We start from the raw sequence: 16,089 nt of genomic DNA on the forward strand, positions 1-16,089 counted from the left end.
CTGCGACGACGAGCGCGCCCGATACCCCGTGTCACGGAGAACAGCAGATGGTGTGTCCGAGGGGCGCACGTTGCACGTTTCGAGGGCCGCGATCGGAGCGTCGGAGCGCGTCACACACCTGCGGATGACACTGTCTGTCCTGCGGGGAACGTCCAGGATCTCCCGCGGAGGGTGTCCCGGATCTAGAAAGGATCTAGAGAGAAGGCGGGGGCCGGATTCCCGGAGCCGGGAGAGGGTAAAAAAAGAGCGAGCTACATGTAACCTTTGGTGGCAATTCGTCCTACCATCGGTGGTCTAGGCCACTTTCGTGCCTCTGCCTGCAGGGAACCCTGGTTACCGGTCAGTAGAGATGCACTTTCCGGGGTAAGCCACCAGGATGGAAGACGACCTACACCAGACAAAAGTCCATCCTCGGAAGGCGAGACCCAGTGGCTTCCGGACGCCAGCGTTTCTCGGTCATCAGCGACGGCCTACCCAGCCAACTGCCTGATGTCGACCCCAGCGAGACCCAGGAGTGGCTCGAGTCGCTCGACAACGTCATCAAGACGGAGGGTCGAACGCGCGCCCGTTACCTGATGCTTCGGCTGTTGGAACGGGCTCGCGAGAACCAGGTCGGCGTGCCCGGCCTGCGGAGCACCGACTACATCAACACCATCCCCCCGGAACGCGAACCCTGGTTCCCCGGCGACGAATACGTCGAACGCCGCATCCGCGCCTACACGCGTTGGAACGCGGCCGTCATGGTGACCCGGGCCAACGCCCGCACCAACGTCGGCGGGCACATCGCCACCTACGCCTCGGCCGCGTCACTCTACGAAGTGGGCTTCAACCACTTCTTCCGCGGCAAGGACCACGGCGAGTCCGGAGACCAGGTCTTCTTCCAGGGTCACGCGGCCCCGGGCATCTACGCCCGCGCGTTCCTGGAGGGCCGCCTCAACGAGGCCCAGCTCGACGCCTTCCGGCAGGAGCTGTCGCACGGCTTCAGGGGCCTGCCCTCCTACCCGCACCCGCGCCTGATGCCCGACTTCTGGGAGTTCCCCACGGTCTCCATGGGTCTCGGTCCGATCGGAGCCATCTACCAGGCCCGGTTCAACCGTTACCTGCTGAACCGGAAGATCAAGGACACCAGCCGCAGCCACGTCTGGTGCTACCTCGGCGACGGCGAGATGGACGAGCCCGAGTCGCTCGGCGCGATCGGCCTGGCCGCCCGCGAGGAACTCGACAACCTCACCTTCGTCATCAACTGCAACCTGCAGCGTCTCGACGGCCCGGTGCGCGGCAACGGCAAGATCATGCAGGAGCTGGAGTCCTACTTCCGGGGCGCCGGCTGGAACGTCATCAAGGTCGTCTGGGGTCGCGACTGGGACCCGCTGCTGGCGGCCGACGTCGACGGCGTGCTCGTCAACAAGATGAACACGGTCCCCGACGGTCAGTTCCAGACATACTCCGTCGAGTCCGGCGAATACATCCGCGAGGACTTCTTCGGCGGCGACCCGCGCCTGCGCAAGATGGTCGAGCACCTGTCGGACGAGGACATCCGCAAGCTGCCGCGCGGCGGTCACGACTACCGCAAGGTGTACGCGGCCTACAAGGCGGCCAGTGAGCACGTCGGCCAGCCGACGGTCATCCTCGCCCAGACCATCAAGGGCTGGACGCTCGGCAAGGACTTCGAAGCGCGCAACGCGACGCACCAGATGAAGAAGATGTCGAAGGCCGACCTGAAGGAGTTCCGCGACCGGCTCTACCTGCCGATCCCCGACTCCGCCCTCGAGGCCGACCTCCCGCCCTACTTCCACCCGGGCGAGAACGACCCCGAGATCGAATACATGAAGGAGCGCCGCGCGGCCCTGGGCGGTTTCCTGCCCAAGCGCATCCTTCGCGCCAAGCCGATCAAGCTCCCGGGCGACGCGGCCTACGCGCAGCTCAAGAAGGGCTCGGGCAAGCAGAACGTCGCCACCACCATGGCCGTCGTCCGCCTGCTCAAGGACCTCATGCGCGACAAGGAGATCGGCCACCGGTTCGTGCCGATCATCCCGGACGAGGCCCGCACCTTCGGTCTTGACGCGATCTTCCCGACCGCCAAGATCTACTCGCCGCACGGCCAGACCTACCAGGCCGTGGACCGGGATCTGCTGCTGTCCTACAAGGAGTCGACCGAGGGTCAGATTCTGCACGAGGGCATCAGCGAGTCCGGCTCGATGGCCTCGACGATCGCCGCGGGCTCGGCGTACGCCACGCACGGCGAGCACATGATCCCGGTCTACATCTTCTACTCGATGTTCGGCTGGCAGCGCACCGCCGACCAGATGTGGCAGCTCGGCGACCAGATGGGCCGGGGCTTCCTGCTCGGCGCCACCGCCGGCCGCACCACGCTGAACGGCGAGGGCCTGCAGCACGAGGACGGTCACACCCCGCTGATCGCCTCGACGAACCCGGCGGCGGTGTCCTACGACCCGTCGTGGGGCTACGAGCTGGCCTACATCGTCCAGGACGGTCTGCGGAGGATGTACGGCGAGAAGCCGGAGAACATCTTCTACTACCTGACCATCTACAACGAGCCCTACCTCCAGCCGGCCGAGCCCGAGGGCCTGGACGTCCAGGGCCTGCTCAAGGGCCTTTACCGGTTCGCCCCGGCTCCGGCCATCTCCGGTCCGAAGGCCAACATCCTGGTATCCGGCGTCGCCGGGCCGTGGGCCGTGGAGGCCCAGCGGATGCTGGCCGAGGAGTGGGGCGTGGCGGCCGAGGTCTGGTCGGCCACCTCCTGGTCGGAGCTGCGCCGCGAGGCGCTCGCCGTCGAGGAGCACAACCTGCTCAACCCCGACTCCGAGCAGCGGGTGCCGTACGTGACGCAGGCCCTGTCGGCGGCTCAGGGGCCGTTCATGGGCGTCAGCGACTACATGCGTGCGGTGCAGGACCAGATCTCCCAGTGGATTCCGGGTGACTGGACCTCGCTCGGCACCGACGGCTTCGGCCTGTCGGACACCCGGTCGGCGCTGCGCCGCCATTTCCACGTGGACGCGGCCTCTATTACGCTGGCCGTGCTCACCCAGCTGGTGAGGCGGGGCGAGCTCAACACCGGGGTGCTGAGCGACGCGATCGCCAAATATCACCTGAAGAACGGCGTGACCGAGGCCGGTGGCGCCGAGAGCAACGACGTCCAGTCCATGGGACTGTGATCACTGCCGGGCGGGTTCTCCTTTCTATGGAGAGCTCGCCCGGTTAGGGTTGAAACGCTCCCCCCGAGCGAATGGCCTTCGGGGGGCGAACCACTCCCCCGGGCGAATGACTTCTGGGGAGCATGTAATGCGAAGAACGCTAAGGGCGGCCGCCGTAGCCGCGGTCCTCTCTACCGCGCTGGCCGCCTGCAGCGGCACCATCGGCCGGAACAGCGCCGCCCTCGTGGGGGGACCGGACACCGATCCGAGCACCGCCGGGTCCGCGGGCGCGATCGCCTGGACCACCTGCACCGACATCAGGCGTCCCGACGGGCAGATCGCCAAGCCCGACCCCTCGTTGCAGTGCGGGAAGCTCACGGTCCCGCTCGACTACGCCAAACCCGACGACCTGTCCCTGGACATCGCCGTCATCCGTACCAGGGCCACCGGCCCCGGCCCGCGAATCGGCTCCCTGATCTTCAACTTCGGCGGCCCCGGCGCCTCCGGCGTCGACACCCTGGCGCAGGCGGCCAAGGTCTTCGGCTCCCTGGGCGCCCGCTACGACCTGGTCAGCTTCGACCCGCGCGGGGTGGAACGCAGCTCCGGCGTCAGGTGCGGCACCGACGAGGACATGAACAAGTACACCTCGCTGAACACCCTGCCCACCGACGAGGCCGAGCGGGCCGAGATCGACGCGGGCACCAAGGCCTTCGTCGACGCCTGCGGCCGGACGGCCGGCAAGCTGCTTCCCTACGTCGGCACCGTGAACGCCGCCCAGGACCTGGACCGCCTCCGCGCGGCCCTGGGCGACCAGAAGCTCAACTACTTCGGCATCTCGTACGGCACGCAGCTCGGCGCGATCTACGCGACCAGGTTTCCCAAGAACGTGAACCGGATGGTGCTGGACGGCACCCTGGATCCCAGCGCCACGCTGGAACAGCGCACGCTGGCCCAGACGACCGGGTTCCAGCATGCCTACGAGTCCTTCCTGAAGGACTGCGTCAAGGAAGCCGGGCAGTGCGAGATCGGCACCGACACGACCATCGCCGACAAGAACGTCGAGAAACTCCTGTATGACCTGAAGGCCAAGCCGATCAAGGTCGGCGACCGTACCCTCACCCAGGGACTGGCCAGCACCGCCATCTCCGCCGCCCTGTACTCACCGCTGACCTGGCCGCTGCTGGACCGGGCCGTGGCCGAGGGGCTGAAGGGCGACGGGCGGATCCTGCTGGCCCTGGCCGACAACTACAACGGCCGCCTGCCCGACGGCGGCTACACGACTCTCATGAGCAGCTTCCCCGCCATCAGCTGCGCGGACACCGCGGAGCGGCCGACCAAAACGGAGCTGGACAGGACCGAGGCCGAGTCGCTGAAGCTCTCCCCGCTGTTCGGCAGCTCGGGCCTGGGCAGCATCTGCACCCTGTGGCCGGTCCCCGGCAGTGACGAGGCCAGGAAGGTCAACGCCGCCGGCTCGGCGCCGATCTTGGTGATCGGCAACACCGGCGACCCCGCCACGCCGTACGAGTGGGCGCCCAAGCTGGCCAAGGAGCTCGGCACCGGTGTGCTGTTGACCTACAGGGGACAGGGACACGCCTCCTACCTGTCCGGCGATCCGTGCGTCAAGAAGACCGTCGACAACTACCTCCTCGACGGGAAGATCCCCGCGAAGGGGACCACCTGCCCCGCGCCCTGACCTTCCGGCAGACGCCCCGCCCGGCCCCTCGCACGGCCATGACAGCCCCGCGAGGGGATCTGCCGGGCGAGGCCCCATAACCGTCCGGACGAGGCCTGACAGCCCCTTCCGGGCGGGGCTCTAACAGCCTTCCGGGCGGGGCAGTTCGGTCTCGAAGCGGAAATCAACCCTGCCCAGGTGGCGCTGGAGCAGCTCTTTCATGGTCCCGTCCGCGTACATCGACCCGATCACGTCGTTGATCGCCCGGCACGCCACGGAGTCTCCGCGCCGCAGGGCCACGCCGTACCGCTCCGAGGTGAGCCGGATTCCGGCGATCTTGAGCTTGGCCGCGCGCAGGCGGGCCCCGAAGCCCGCGATCACCACGTCGTCCCCTGCCAGGGCGTCGGACCGGCCGTCGGCGACCTGGCTCGCACACTTGGAGATGTCGTCGTCCTGGACGGTGACGACGTCGACTCCCCTGTCACGGATCATCGCGGCGGTGGTCAGGCCGGACGTGACGCAGATCTTCTTGCCGCGCAGGTCCCGCAGCTTGGAGATCTTCGTGCCGGCGCGGACGAGGACGTCGCGATGGGCCACGTAGTACGGCCCGGCGAAGGCGACCCGGCCGGGGTCGGCGGCGTCGATCGAGAAGTTGGCGATCACGAGATCGACCTTGCCCTCCTCGACCGCCTCCTCCCGGGCGGCGTAGCCCACGGGGACGAACCTGACCCCTCCTTCGGGCACCTTCAGGGCCTTCGCGATGTGCTCGGCGACCTCGATCTCGAATCCCCGGGGCGGATGGCCCAGTGAGACTCCGGGCAGTCCGTCGCGGTAGCCCACCCGGAGCCTGCCCGTCGCCCTGATCCGGTCGAGCAGGGCGGAGCCGGTGGAGAGCGTCCGAGTCGGAGCCGGAGTCGGGCTGGTGGCGGCCGGGATGGGCGTGATGTCCCCGTCCGGTGTGAAACCGAACTGAAAGAACAGGAAGGCGGCGGCCGCGCCGAGGACCGCGAGCCCACCGGCGACCACGGACCGGCGCCGGGTGGTCCGAACGGGCTCCTCGGCCTGTGTCAGGTCCATGGTCGCCGCCTGGGCGCCCTCCGCGAGCACCTCCTCGGAGGCCTCCACCTCGTCCGCCGGATGACCGAGCAGACGTTTCAGCAGCCCGTCCGCGGTGGGCCTGAGCGACTGGTCCTTGTTCAGGCAGCCGGCGACGATCTCGCGAAGATCGTCGGGGAGGCCGCTCAGATCGGCCTCGTGGTTGATGACGCGGTTGAGCGTCGCCACGATCGTGTCCCCGCCGAAGGGCGCCTTCCCGGTGGCGGTGAAGACCATGGTCGAACCCCAGGCGAACACGTCGGCGGGGAGGCCGACGCGCTCACCGGCGATCTGCTCGGGCGCCATGTAGGCGGGGGTGCCGACGGCGCGGGTGGTGATCGTCCCGCTCTCGTCGATGATTTTCGCGATGCCGAAGTCGACGACCCGGGGACCGTCCGCGGCGAGCAGGACGTTGTCCGGCTTGAAGTCGCGGTGCGCGATGCCCGCCTGGTGGATCGCGGTCAGCGCGGTGGCCGTGCCGATGGCGAGCCGTTCGAGCGCCTCCCCGGCCAGCGGGCCGTCGCGCTCGACGACCTGGCGCAGCGAGGGTCCCTCGATCAGCTCGCTCGCGATGTACGGGGTCTCACCCTCGAGATCGGCGCTGAGAACCCGGGCGGTGCAGAAGGGCGCCACCCTCCGCGCCGCCGCGAGCTCCCGTGCGAAGCGGGATCGCGCCTGGGCCTCGCCGGTGAAGCGCACGTGCAGCAGCTTGATGGCCGCGCGTTCGCCGGTCGCCGACTCCCCGAGGTAGACGACGCCCTGTCCGCCCTGACCCAGCCTGCCCCTGAGCGAGTAATCCCCCAGCTGCGGCGGATCCCCGGGCCGCAACGGTTTGATCTCCGGCACTGCCGACCCCTCGCGTACGGCTCTTTGCCTGAACATTACACACTCGGGCGGCGAAGATCGCCGGTCTCCGCTGAAGCGGCGGACGTGAAGATCACCGGTCTCCGCTGGAGCGGCGGAGCGTGAAGAGCTCACGCTTGACGGGAGGGGATGAAACGGCTCTCAGTTCCCCGCCCGGTCAGACGAGAAGATCCGCAGATTGCCCTCGGTGACCAGCGCTGTGATCTTTCGCGAGGCCTCGGGGTCCAGCTGGATGTCGAGGTTCTTGCTTCTGGCGTCGGCCTCCACCCGGTAGCCGTCGCCGGGCGGCACCGTGACCTCCACGTCCCCGGCCGTCCTCACCACGGCCCTGACGCTGTCGGGCGGACCCGCGAATCTCAGGGTGGCGTTGCCGCCGCCGATCTCGACGTCGGCCTCGGCGGACCTCAGGTTGTTCCCGGTCACGCTCCCCTGCTCGGTCCGCGCCCACAACGTCCCCCGCGCGTCGTCCACGACCACGTCACCGTAGGTGGTGGAGAGCCGCAGGTCCCCCGAGACGCCGGTGGCCGTCACCAATCCCTCGGGGCTCCTCGCCTCGACGTCGGTGGCGGCGGGCAGGGTCAGGGTGTAGTCGGCCCGGCAGACGGTCCCGCCCTCGTGGCCGTTCCCCGGGCAGGTGACGCCGATCCGCAGGGTGTCGCCCTCCCACTCCTCCGTGACCCGGGGCCTGTCCCCGGTCCAGAGGAGCCCCCGCGTCATGGACAGCCGCCCCGTCGCACCGGCGACGATCGAGATGTCGACGGGCCCGATCGTGTCCACCACGACCTTGGACGACGTGAGCGAGTGCGGCGGGCGGGTGACGGTCTCGTACGCCGTGCTGGGCCGGGTGACCTCGGCCCACACGGCCAGGGCGACGCCGAGTACGGCGAGCGCGGTGAGCGTCCCGCCCACGGCGATCCAGCCGGTCCGGACGTTGCTTCGCATCGGCATGTCCCTCTCTCAGACCTTCAGGAAGCGCAGTACGGCCAGCACCCGGCGGTGGTCCTTGTCCACGCCGGAGAGCTCGAGCTTCATGAAGATGTTGTTGATGTGCTTGCCGACCGCGCTCTCGGAGACCACCAGGATTTCGGCGATCCCGCTGTTGGAGCGGCCTTCCGCGATCAGCGCCAGCACCTCGTGTTCCCTGGGGGTCAGCCGCTCCAGCGGATCGCTGTGCCTGCGGAGCAGGAGCTGGGCGACCACCTCCGGATCCAGGGCCGTACCGCCCCCCGCCACCCGGCGCAGCGCGTCCAGGAACTCGGTGACGTCGGCCACCCGGTCCTTGAGCAGATAACCGAGGCCGCCGGTCGCCGTGGACAGCAACTGGGTGGCGTAGCGCTCCTCGACGTACTGCGAGAGCACGAGGATCGCGAGGCCCGGCCGCTGGCGGCGCAGCACGAGCGCCGCGCGCAGTCCTTCGTCGGTGTGCGAGGGGGGCATCCGCACATCGGTGACGACGAGGTCGGGACGGTGTTCGTCCACGGCGCGCAGCAGTTCGTCCGCGTCGGCCACCGCCGCCACGACCTCCATGCCCGCCGAGCCCAGCAGGCGGATGAGCCCCTCTCTGAGCAGGACGGAGTCCTCCGCGAGCACTACTCGCATGGCAGCTCCACTCTGATCGTCGTCGGGCCGCCACCGGGGCTGTCGATGCGCAGGACCCCGTCCACGGACCCGACCCGCTGGGCCAGGCCGCGCAGTCCGGTTCCTCCGTCGAGGTCGGCGCCACCGCACCCGTCGTCGAAGACGGTCAGGTGGAGCAGGTCGCCCCGGCGGTCGACCGCGACCTGCGCGCCGGAGGCCCGGGCATGCTTGGCGATGTTGGTCAGCGTCTCGGACACGACGAAGAAGGCCACCGCCTCGATCGTGGGAGAGGCCCGTTCGCGCATGTCGACGCGGAGCCGTACCGGGAACGGAGCCCGCGCGGCGAGGCCCGACAGCGCCGCGTCCAGGCCCTCGTCGTTGAGCACGGCCGGATGCAGTCCGCGCACGAGGTCGCGCAGTTCCTTGAGAGCCTGCTTGGCCTCCTCGTGGGCCTGCGCGATCACCTCCCGGGCGGGTTCCGGGATGTCGGTGAGGGTGGCGCGGGCCATGCCCAGGTTCATCGCGAGCGATACCAGCCGCTGCTGGGCGCCGTCGTGCAGGTCCCGCTCGATGCGGCGACGCTCGGTGTCGGCGGCGTCGACCACCTCGGCGCGGCTCTCCCTCAGGGTCTCCACCCGCAGGACCAGCTCGTCGCTGAGGCTGGGGCCGAGCATGGCCTCGGCGGCGATCACGTCCAGCGCGGTGACCCCGCTCACCACCCACGGCCCGGCCACGAACAGGACCAGCGAGAGCAGGACGAGAAGGGCGAAAGTCGCGCTCGTCCAGGCGCCCTCCAGGGTCCAGCGCCGTACGGCGAGAGCGGCCGCGACCAGGCTTCCCGACCAGGCCCCGACGACCACGACAAAACCGATCCCGCTGATCAGCGACGACAGCAGGTGGTAGCCGATCTGCCGCCAGGTGCTCCTCGTCCGCGCCGCGTGGAACAGCAGCTTCAACGGGTTCCTTCCGCCCTCGGAACGGCGCGGCACCGCGGGGATGTCCACGTCCAGGAAGGCGGAGAACCGGCACCGCTGCAACCAGGTGAACACCCGCACGGCCTGGAAGAGCACCAGCGACGCGATCACCGGGACCACCACGGTCCAGACGAATATCACCGACAGGACGGCCAGGCCCACGATCGTCAGCGAGGCCAGCAGGGCGAGCGGAACGCCCGTCACCACGTGAACGGTGCGAAGCCAGGTCCGCGCCGACCAGTGGGGGCGGATCCTGTCCCAGGGAGTGATCGCCTCGGTGTCGGTCATACGACCACGGTAGAGATCACAACCGTCCGGTTCCATGGGCGAGGTATCCCGTAAAAGGGTGAGGCAGGCCTCACCCCGGGAAGCGCCAACCTACCGCTGTGTCTCCCAGGTCCGCCCTGTCTCCTGGTCCGCCGGGCGACGCTCTCCATTCCGAAACCTTCCGGCCCCTTGGTATTGGACAGACCAATACAAATACCCTGAAAGCGTAGTTTTAGGTCGTAATGTGTGTGTCTGCGGATGGCGGAAAGGCTGACATGACAGCAACGGAATCCGCTTATCACCCGGAGCCGGCCGGAGTCCCCCCGTATCCGCCGATCGCCGACCACGGACTGATCGGTGACCTGCGCACCGTGGCGCTCGTGGACACGACCGGCACGATCAGCTGGTACTGCTGCCCGAGCTTCGACGCGCCCAGCGTGTTCGCCTCGATCCTGGACGCCGAGAAGGGTGGGTCGTTCCAGCTGGCACCCGGCATCCCGGCGAAGACCAAGCAGTTCTACTTCCCCGACACCAACGTGCTGATCACCCGGTTCTACGCCGCCGACGGGGTCGGTGAGATCCAGGACTTCATGCCGATCGTCGACGGCTCGCACAAGAGCGGACGGCACCGGCTGATCCGGCGGGTCATGTGCGTTCGCGGATCGCTGCCGTTCCAGGCGCGAATGGCTCCCCGGTTCGACTACGGGAGGCAGCCGCACACTGTGAGCCTGCAGAAGGGCAGGGCGATCTTCGAGTCACCGTCGCTCCGCCTGGCGCTGACCGCCAGTATGCCCATCGAGGTCGACGGCCAGGACGTGTGGTCGGAGTTCAAACTCGAGGAGGGCGAGACCGCGGTGTTCGCCCTCGACCGGTACGGCGAGGGCGCGGCGCTGCGATCGTGCCCCCTCGCCGAGGCGGAGAGGGAGTTCACCGCGACGGTCGCGTTCTGGCGGCGCTGGCTGTCCGCGTCGCTCTACCGCGGCCGTTGGCGGGAGATGGTGCACCGTTCCGCGCTGACCCTGAAACTGCTCACCTACGCGCCGACCGGCGGGATCGTGGCCGCCGCGACGACCAGCCTGCCCGAGCAGGTCGGCGGGGAGCGCAACTGGGACTACAGGTACGTCTGGATCCGTGACTCCGCGTTCTGCGTGTACGCGCTGCTCAGACTGGGCTTCAGCGAGGAGGCGGAGGCATTCATCGGCTTCCTGTCCAAGCACGTCAGCCACGACAACAGCGGCGCGTCGGGCCCGTTGCAGGTCATGTACGGCATCGACGGACGCACCGAACTGCCGGAGACCGAGCTGTCCCATTTCGACGGCTACCAGGGCTCGGTCCCGGTACGCATCGGAAACGCCGCCGCCACACAGCTCCAGCTGGACGTCTACGGGGCCCTCATCGACTCCGTCTACCTCTACGACAAGATGTGCCGGCCGATCTCCAGTGACTACTGGGAGCAGATCCACCTCCTGGTCGACTGGGTCTGCGGCAACTGGGATCAGCCCGACGAGGGCATCTGGGAGACGCGCGGGGGGCGCAAGGACTTCGTCTACTCACGGCTGATGTGCTGGGTGGCGATCGAGCGGGCCATGCGGATGGCCCGCCGCCGCGGACTGCCCGCCGACACACCGCGCTGGCAGCGGTCCCGCGACGCGATCTACCGGCAGATCATGCGGCGCGGCTGGTCGGACCGGCTGCAGGCCTTCATCCAGCACTTCGACGACGACGTCCTCGACGCCTCGATCCTGATGATGCCGCTGACCAAGTTCATCGCCCCCACCGACCCGAAATGGCTGTCCACGCTCGACGCGCTCGGCAAGAAGCTGGTCTCCGACTCCCTGGTGTACCGCTACGAGCCCGCGGCCAGCCCCGATGGGCTGCGGGGAGAGGAGGGCACGTTCTCGATCTGCTCGTTCTGGTACGTCGAGGCGCTCGCCCGCGCCGGACGCCTCGACGAGGCGCGGCTGGCCTTCGAGAAGATGCTCACCTACGCCAACCATCTCGGCCTGTACGCCGAGGAGATCGGGCAGACCGGCGAGCAGCTCGGCAACTTCCCGCAGGCCTTCACCCACCTCGCGCTGATCAGCGCCGCGTTCAACCTCGACCGCGCCCTCGGCTAGACCTGCCGCTCCCGCGGCCGGGATCGCTTCGCGCCCTCCGTCCGGCCTACCGTACGGTCGCCGCCGCCCCGGCGGCCTCGGCGATCCGCGCCGCCGAACGGGACACGAGGCCGAGGACCCTGGGTACGTCCGCGTGGATCAGTCGACCGGCCCGCTTCACGATCCGGCCGGCGACGATCACGGTGTCCACGTTGGAGGTGTCGGCGGCGGTCACCACGGCACCGACCGGGTCGTGCACCGGCGCGAGGTTGAGGGTGTCGGCCCGGAGCATGACGATGTCGGCCTGCTTTCCCGGCCGCAGCGATCCGATCCGATCCTCCATCCCGAGGACCTCGGCCCCCTCGACGGTCGCCATCCGCAGCACCTCGGCCACGGTCAGCGATCCGCCCCTGACCCGCTCCGCGGCGAACGCGGCCCGCATGACGGTGAACATGTCGCCCGGCGCGTCGATGACCGTGTCGACGCCGAGCCCCGTGGGGATCCCGAACCTGCGGAACCTCCCGGTCTCCGGATACCCGTGCCCCATCTGCGACTCCACGACGGGCGAGACCGAGGCGGCCCCGCCGCTGTCGGCGATGAGTTTCATCGCCTCCTCGGAGAAGCCGTTGCCGTGCACGAACATGACGTCGGGCCCGAGCAGGCCGGCGGCGTGCAGCCGCTCCACCGCCCCGGCCCCGGTCGCGTGCAGGCTGATCCCGAACCCCAGCTCGCGGGCCAGTCTCCAGTCGGCCTCGGCCGCGGCGACCGAGCCGTATACGGGCCCCCACGCCGCCAGGGCGGGAGTCACGAGGCCGGACAGGCCGAGCGAGGCGACTCGCCGCACCTCGTCCTCCCGGCGTGCGGCCTCTTCGGCGGCCGGATGCGCGTAGCCGAAGACGCTCCTGGCCCCCGACTCGCGCAGGGCGTCGATCGCGGCGTCGGTGTGCTCGGGGGTGAGCTGGATGTGTGACCAGTCGTAGAGCGTGGTGACACCGGCGTTGAGCGCCTCAAGCGCCCCCCAGAGGTTCGCCGCGTAAACGTCCTCCGCGCGGAAGGCGGGGGCGAGCCGGCCCAGGACGAGGCCGAGGTAGTCGCCGAGCGTCGTGTCGGCCGCGATGGAGCGGAGCGCGCTCTGCCAGACGTGCCGGTGGGTGTCCACGAAGCCGGGCAGCACGATCTGACCGGTCGCGTCGAGGAGTTCGGCGCCGTCCGCGCCGAGCCCCTGGCCCACAGCGGCGATCACTCCGTCCTCGATGAGCACCTCGGCTCCGGGCAGGACGTGCGGCTCCGGCTCGGTGTCGATCACGGTTCCGTTGGTTATGAGCATGCGCACGAGGGATCTCCTCATCCATAAAGCAATGTAGAAAGCTTTTTAAAAAGCTATCAGGCGGTAGAGCTATCCTCAATCCCATGGCCCCGGGAGAGATGACGCGGCGTGACCACGTCGACGAGATGATGGAGGGATGGCGGGCGGAGCTGCCCGAGGCCGCCACCGTGCAGCTGGAGATCATCAAGCGCGTGGGAAGGCTGAAGGCCCTCGTCGAGGAGACCACCCAGTCCGTGCTCGACGAGTACGGCCTCACCTATGCGGAGTTCGACGTCCTGGCCACGCTGCGCCGGGCCGGGCCGGGCTATCGTCTCAAGCCCAGCCATCTCGCCTCCCGCTCCTCGCTCACGACGGGAGGGACGAGCAACATCCTGCAGCGGCTTACGAGCGCCGGGCTCGTCGAGCGTGAGCCCGACCCAGCCGACGGCCGGAGTTCCTGGGTATGCCTGACGGCGCTGGGCGCCCGGCGAACCGAAGAGCTCGCCCTGGCCACGGGCGAGGCTCACAAGGATCTGCTCTCGGATGTCCCCGAGGACACCGCACGGGCCCTGGCCGATCTTCTGCGCGAGGTGCTGCTCGCGCTCGGAGACCGGCCCCGACCCTCGCGCAGGAACTGACCGGACGGCTTTCGGCGGCGCTACGCCTCGGCGGCCTCCGGATGGGAGAACCGCCCCGGGGGGTGCTCGGGCGCGGTCTCCCCGGTCTCCTCGGCCCAGCCGATCCGGTCGAGCCGGAAGGCCCGTACGTCCTGCCTGAGCCGGCACATGCCCACGAGGTACCAGTGGCCGCCGCGGCCGCCCACGAAGGTCGCCGGCTCGACCTCCCGGACGGTGGTCCGCCCCTTCTGGTCCTCGTATTCGAGGCGCAGCACCCGCCGGTGGAGCAGTGCCTGCTCGATCACCCGTGACGCCCGGGGATAGGGCTCCGGCTCGATGATCGCGTGGCCCCGGGCGGCGGGCCTCTCGGGCTCGTCGCCTTCGGAACCGCTCTCAGGGCCGCTCTCGGGTGGCGACATCGCGACGGCCAGCTTGCGCAGGGCGCTGCGCGCCTGGAAGGCGAACGGGGTGTCCCGCGCGCCGCTGAGCGCCACGGCGACCGCCACGGCCTCGGCCGGGGTGAAGGTGAGCGGGGACGGGGACATGCTCTCGCCGAGGGCGTAGCCGTGCCCGCCGGGCCCCACCTGGATGGGGACCCCGGACTGCTGGAGCGCGTGGATGTCACGCTCGATCGTGCGGACGCTGACCTCGAACCCGGCGGCCAGCTCACGTGCCGACCGGTGCCGGGGCGCGATCGCGCGAAGCTCCTCGACCAGCGCGTAGAGGCGATCGGTGTGGTTCACATTTTCAACGCTACGCCTCGGCATCGACAGTGTCGCTGGTTAGGATGCATACAGCTGTTGACAGACAAAACAGCATCGATAACCTGTGGCGACGCATCTCATTGGAGTTCGATGGCCGCACAAGAGAAACACCCCTTGGCCGCAGGGCAACACCCCGCGGGCAAGCCGCCCTCGACCCCTCCGAAGTCGAAGGCGTCCAAGGTCATCGCGCTCACCGGGATCGGCGTCGTCTCGCTCCTCCTCGTCGGTTACTGTTCGGCCCAGAACGACTACGAGGAGGTCGGCGCCGACTGCGTCGACCTCAGCAACCCCCAGCCGGACGGCTCCTACACGTACGTGGACGACGACTACTGCGACGGCCACTACTCCGGGTCCCACGGCGCCTACGGCTGGTACTACGGCGGCCTTCGAACGGGGAACCACATCAGGCAGGGCAGCACCATACGCCCCTCGGACGTCCAGATCGTCACCCGCAAGGGCACAGTGATCCAGCGAGGCGGCTTCGGCGGGCGCAGCGGCAGCGGCAGCGGGAGCTGAGCCGGTACCGATGAGACGCGAGACCTCACTCCCCCGGGACGACTGGGAGAGCATCATCGAGGGCCACGGCCTGGCCTACCACCGTTCGGCCCACCCCGACGGCCTCAAGCGCCCCTACTGGGACGAGGCCGTGCAGTACGTCTTCTCCATGGACGAGGTCCTCGACCTGGAGAATCAGGTCGAGGACCTGCACCGGATGTGCCTCCACGCGGTGGAGCACGTCATAGAGCACGCCCGCTACGCCGATTTCGCCATTCCCGAATGGGTGGCACCGGAGATCGCCCGCTCCTGGGAACGGAGCGATCCACACCTGTTCGGCCGGTTCGACCTGCGCTACGACGGGACCGGTCCGGCCAAGATGCTCGAATACAACGCCGACACCCCGACCAGCCTGCTGGAGAGCTCCGTCGTGCAGTGGTTCTGGCTGCGGGACCGCTATCCCGACGACGACCAGTGGAACTCCATCCACGAGCGGCTGATCGGCCGATGGCAGCAGATCTCGGCGGGTCTCCCCACCGGTCCCGCGCACTTCGCCTGGACCAACATGGACCAGAGCGGTGAGGAGGCGATGACCCTCGCCTATCTCCAGGAGACCGCCGACCAGGCCGGGCTGAGGACGGTCGCGGTGGCCATGGAGGACATCGGCTGGGACGACCTCAACCTGCGGTTCGTGGACATGGAGCGCCGGGTGATCCGCTCGCTCTGCAAGCTGTATCCGTGGGAATGGGCGATCGCCGACCCGTTCGGGATCCAGGCGGTGCGCCAGCAGGTCTCGATGACCTGGATCGAGCCGCTCTGGAAGATGCTGCTGTCCAACAAGGCACTGCTCGCGGTGCTCTGGGAGCTGTATCCGGGGCACCCGAACCTGCTGCCCGCCTACCTCGACGGCCCCCGGGACATGTCCTCCTACATCGTGAAACCGCTCCTCGGCCGCGAGGGCGCGAACATGCGGATCGTCACCCCCGGCGACCGCCTCGAGACCTCCGGCGGCTACGGCGCCGAGGGCTACGTCTACCAGGAGTTCCAGGCACTGCCCGTCTTCGACGGCTGGCGGCCCGTGCTCGGTGCCTGGGTCATCCACGACGAGGCCGCCGGGGTCGGTATCCGCGAGACCTCGGGTTTCGTCACCGACGACACGTCGTCCTTCGTCCCGCACCGCATCGAACTCTGAGCCCCGAGAGAGAG

Annotated in this window: 12 protein-coding genes; 6 read left to right on the forward strand and 6 right to left on the reverse strand. The window is 69.0% G+C overall.

Going from position 1 to position 16,089, the window contains the following annotated elements; translation table 11 throughout:
- Positions 1–428: 428 nt before the first annotated feature.
- Positions 429–3,176 carry a pyruvate dehydrogenase (acetyl-transferring), homodimeric type gene (gene aceE, locus DKM19_RS34395; protein ID WP_110701542.1) on the forward strand — a complete coding sequence of 916 codons (2,748 nt, stop codon included), beginning with the start codon at positions 429–431 and terminating at the stop codon, positions 3,174–3,176.
- A 127-nt stretch (positions 3,177–3,303) separates the two neighbouring features.
- Complete coding sequence (locus DKM19_RS34400; RefSeq protein ID WP_110701544.1) at positions 3,304–4,848, forward strand: alpha/beta hydrolase; 1,545 nt, start codon at positions 3,304–3,306, stop codon at positions 4,846–4,848.
- A 120-nt stretch (positions 4,849–4,968) separates the two neighbouring features.
- Here DKM19_RS34400 and DKM19_RS34405 read toward each other — a convergent pair whose 3' ends face one another.
- The 4 genes from DKM19_RS34405 to DKM19_RS34420 form a co-directional block, all read right to left on the reverse strand.
- Entirely contained in the window at positions 4,969–6,768 is a 1,800-nt protein-coding gene (locus DKM19_RS34405; protein WP_162641980.1) for a bifunctional serine/threonine-protein kinase/glutamate ABC transporter substrate-binding protein, read from the reverse strand.
- Positions 6,769–6,927: 159 nt separating this feature from the next.
- A complete protein-coding gene (locus DKM19_RS34410; RefSeq protein ID WP_162641981.1) occupies positions 6,928–7,728 on the reverse strand; it encodes a DUF4097 domain-containing protein in 801 nt (266 codons plus the stop codon).
- A 15-nt stretch (positions 7,729–7,743) separates the two neighbouring features.
- Positions 7,744–8,385, reverse strand: a complete 642-nt coding sequence (locus tag DKM19_RS34415) for a response regulator transcription factor (protein WP_110701549.1) — start codon at positions 8,383–8,385, stop codon at positions 7,744–7,746.
- Positions 8,376–9,626, reverse strand: a complete 1,251-nt coding sequence (locus tag DKM19_RS34420) for a sensor histidine kinase (protein ID WP_110701550.1) — start codon at positions 9,624–9,626, stop codon at positions 8,376–8,378. Before DKM19_RS34420 ends, DKM19_RS34415 begins: the two co-directional genes overlap by 10 nt.
- 254 nt (positions 9,627–9,880) lie before the next feature.
- Between DKM19_RS34420 and DKM19_RS34425 the strand changes: the two genes are divergently transcribed.
- The gene (locus tag DKM19_RS34425) at positions 9,881–11,722 is read left to right on the forward strand and encodes a glycoside hydrolase family 15 protein (RefSeq protein ID WP_110701551.1); all 1,842 of its coding nucleotides are present in this window, start codon (positions 9,881–9,883) and stop codon (positions 11,720–11,722) included.
- Between the two features lie 46 nt (positions 11,723–11,768).
- Here DKM19_RS34425 and DKM19_RS34430 read toward each other — a convergent pair whose 3' ends face one another.
- On the reverse strand, positions 11,769–13,028 hold the full coding sequence (locus tag DKM19_RS34430; protein ID WP_239514507.1) for an amidohydrolase family protein: 1,260 nt from the start codon (positions 13,026–13,028) through the stop codon (positions 11,769–11,771).
- A gap of 98 nt (positions 13,029–13,126) precedes the next feature.
- Between DKM19_RS34430 and DKM19_RS34435 the strand changes: the two genes are divergently transcribed.
- On the forward strand, positions 13,127–13,645 hold the full coding sequence (locus tag DKM19_RS34435; RefSeq protein WP_162641983.1) for a MarR family winged helix-turn-helix transcriptional regulator: 519 nt from the start codon (positions 13,127–13,129) through the stop codon (positions 13,643–13,645).
- A 20-nt stretch (positions 13,646–13,665) separates the two neighbouring features.
- Here the strand turns inward: DKM19_RS34435 and DKM19_RS34440 are convergent, their stop codons facing one another.
- A complete protein-coding gene (locus DKM19_RS34440; protein ID WP_110701554.1) occupies positions 13,666–14,367 on the reverse strand; it encodes a YafY family protein in 702 nt (233 codons plus the stop codon).
- 135 nt (positions 14,368–14,502) lie between these two features.
- Between DKM19_RS34440 and DKM19_RS34445 the strand changes: the two genes are divergently transcribed.
- Together DKM19_RS34445 and DKM19_RS34450 are read left to right on the forward strand one after the other, a co-directional pair.
- On the forward strand, positions 14,503–14,904 hold the full coding sequence (locus DKM19_RS34445) for a hypothetical protein (RefSeq protein WP_110701555.1): 402 nt from the start codon (positions 14,503–14,505) through the stop codon (positions 14,902–14,904).
- A 10-nt stretch (positions 14,905–14,914) separates the two neighbouring features.
- Positions 14,915–16,075, forward strand: coding sequence for a glutathionylspermidine synthase family protein (locus DKM19_RS34450; RefSeq protein ID WP_110701556.1), 1,161 nt, complete (start codon positions 14,915–14,917; stop codon positions 16,073–16,075).
- Positions 16,076–16,089 lie beyond the last annotated feature (14 nt).

The sequence above is a fragment of the Streptosporangium sp. 'caverna' genome (assembly GCF_003203775.1).
In the GTDB taxonomy this organism is placed as follows: domain Bacteria; phylum Actinomycetota; class Actinomycetes; order Streptosporangiales; family Streptosporangiaceae; genus Streptosporangium; species Streptosporangium subroseum.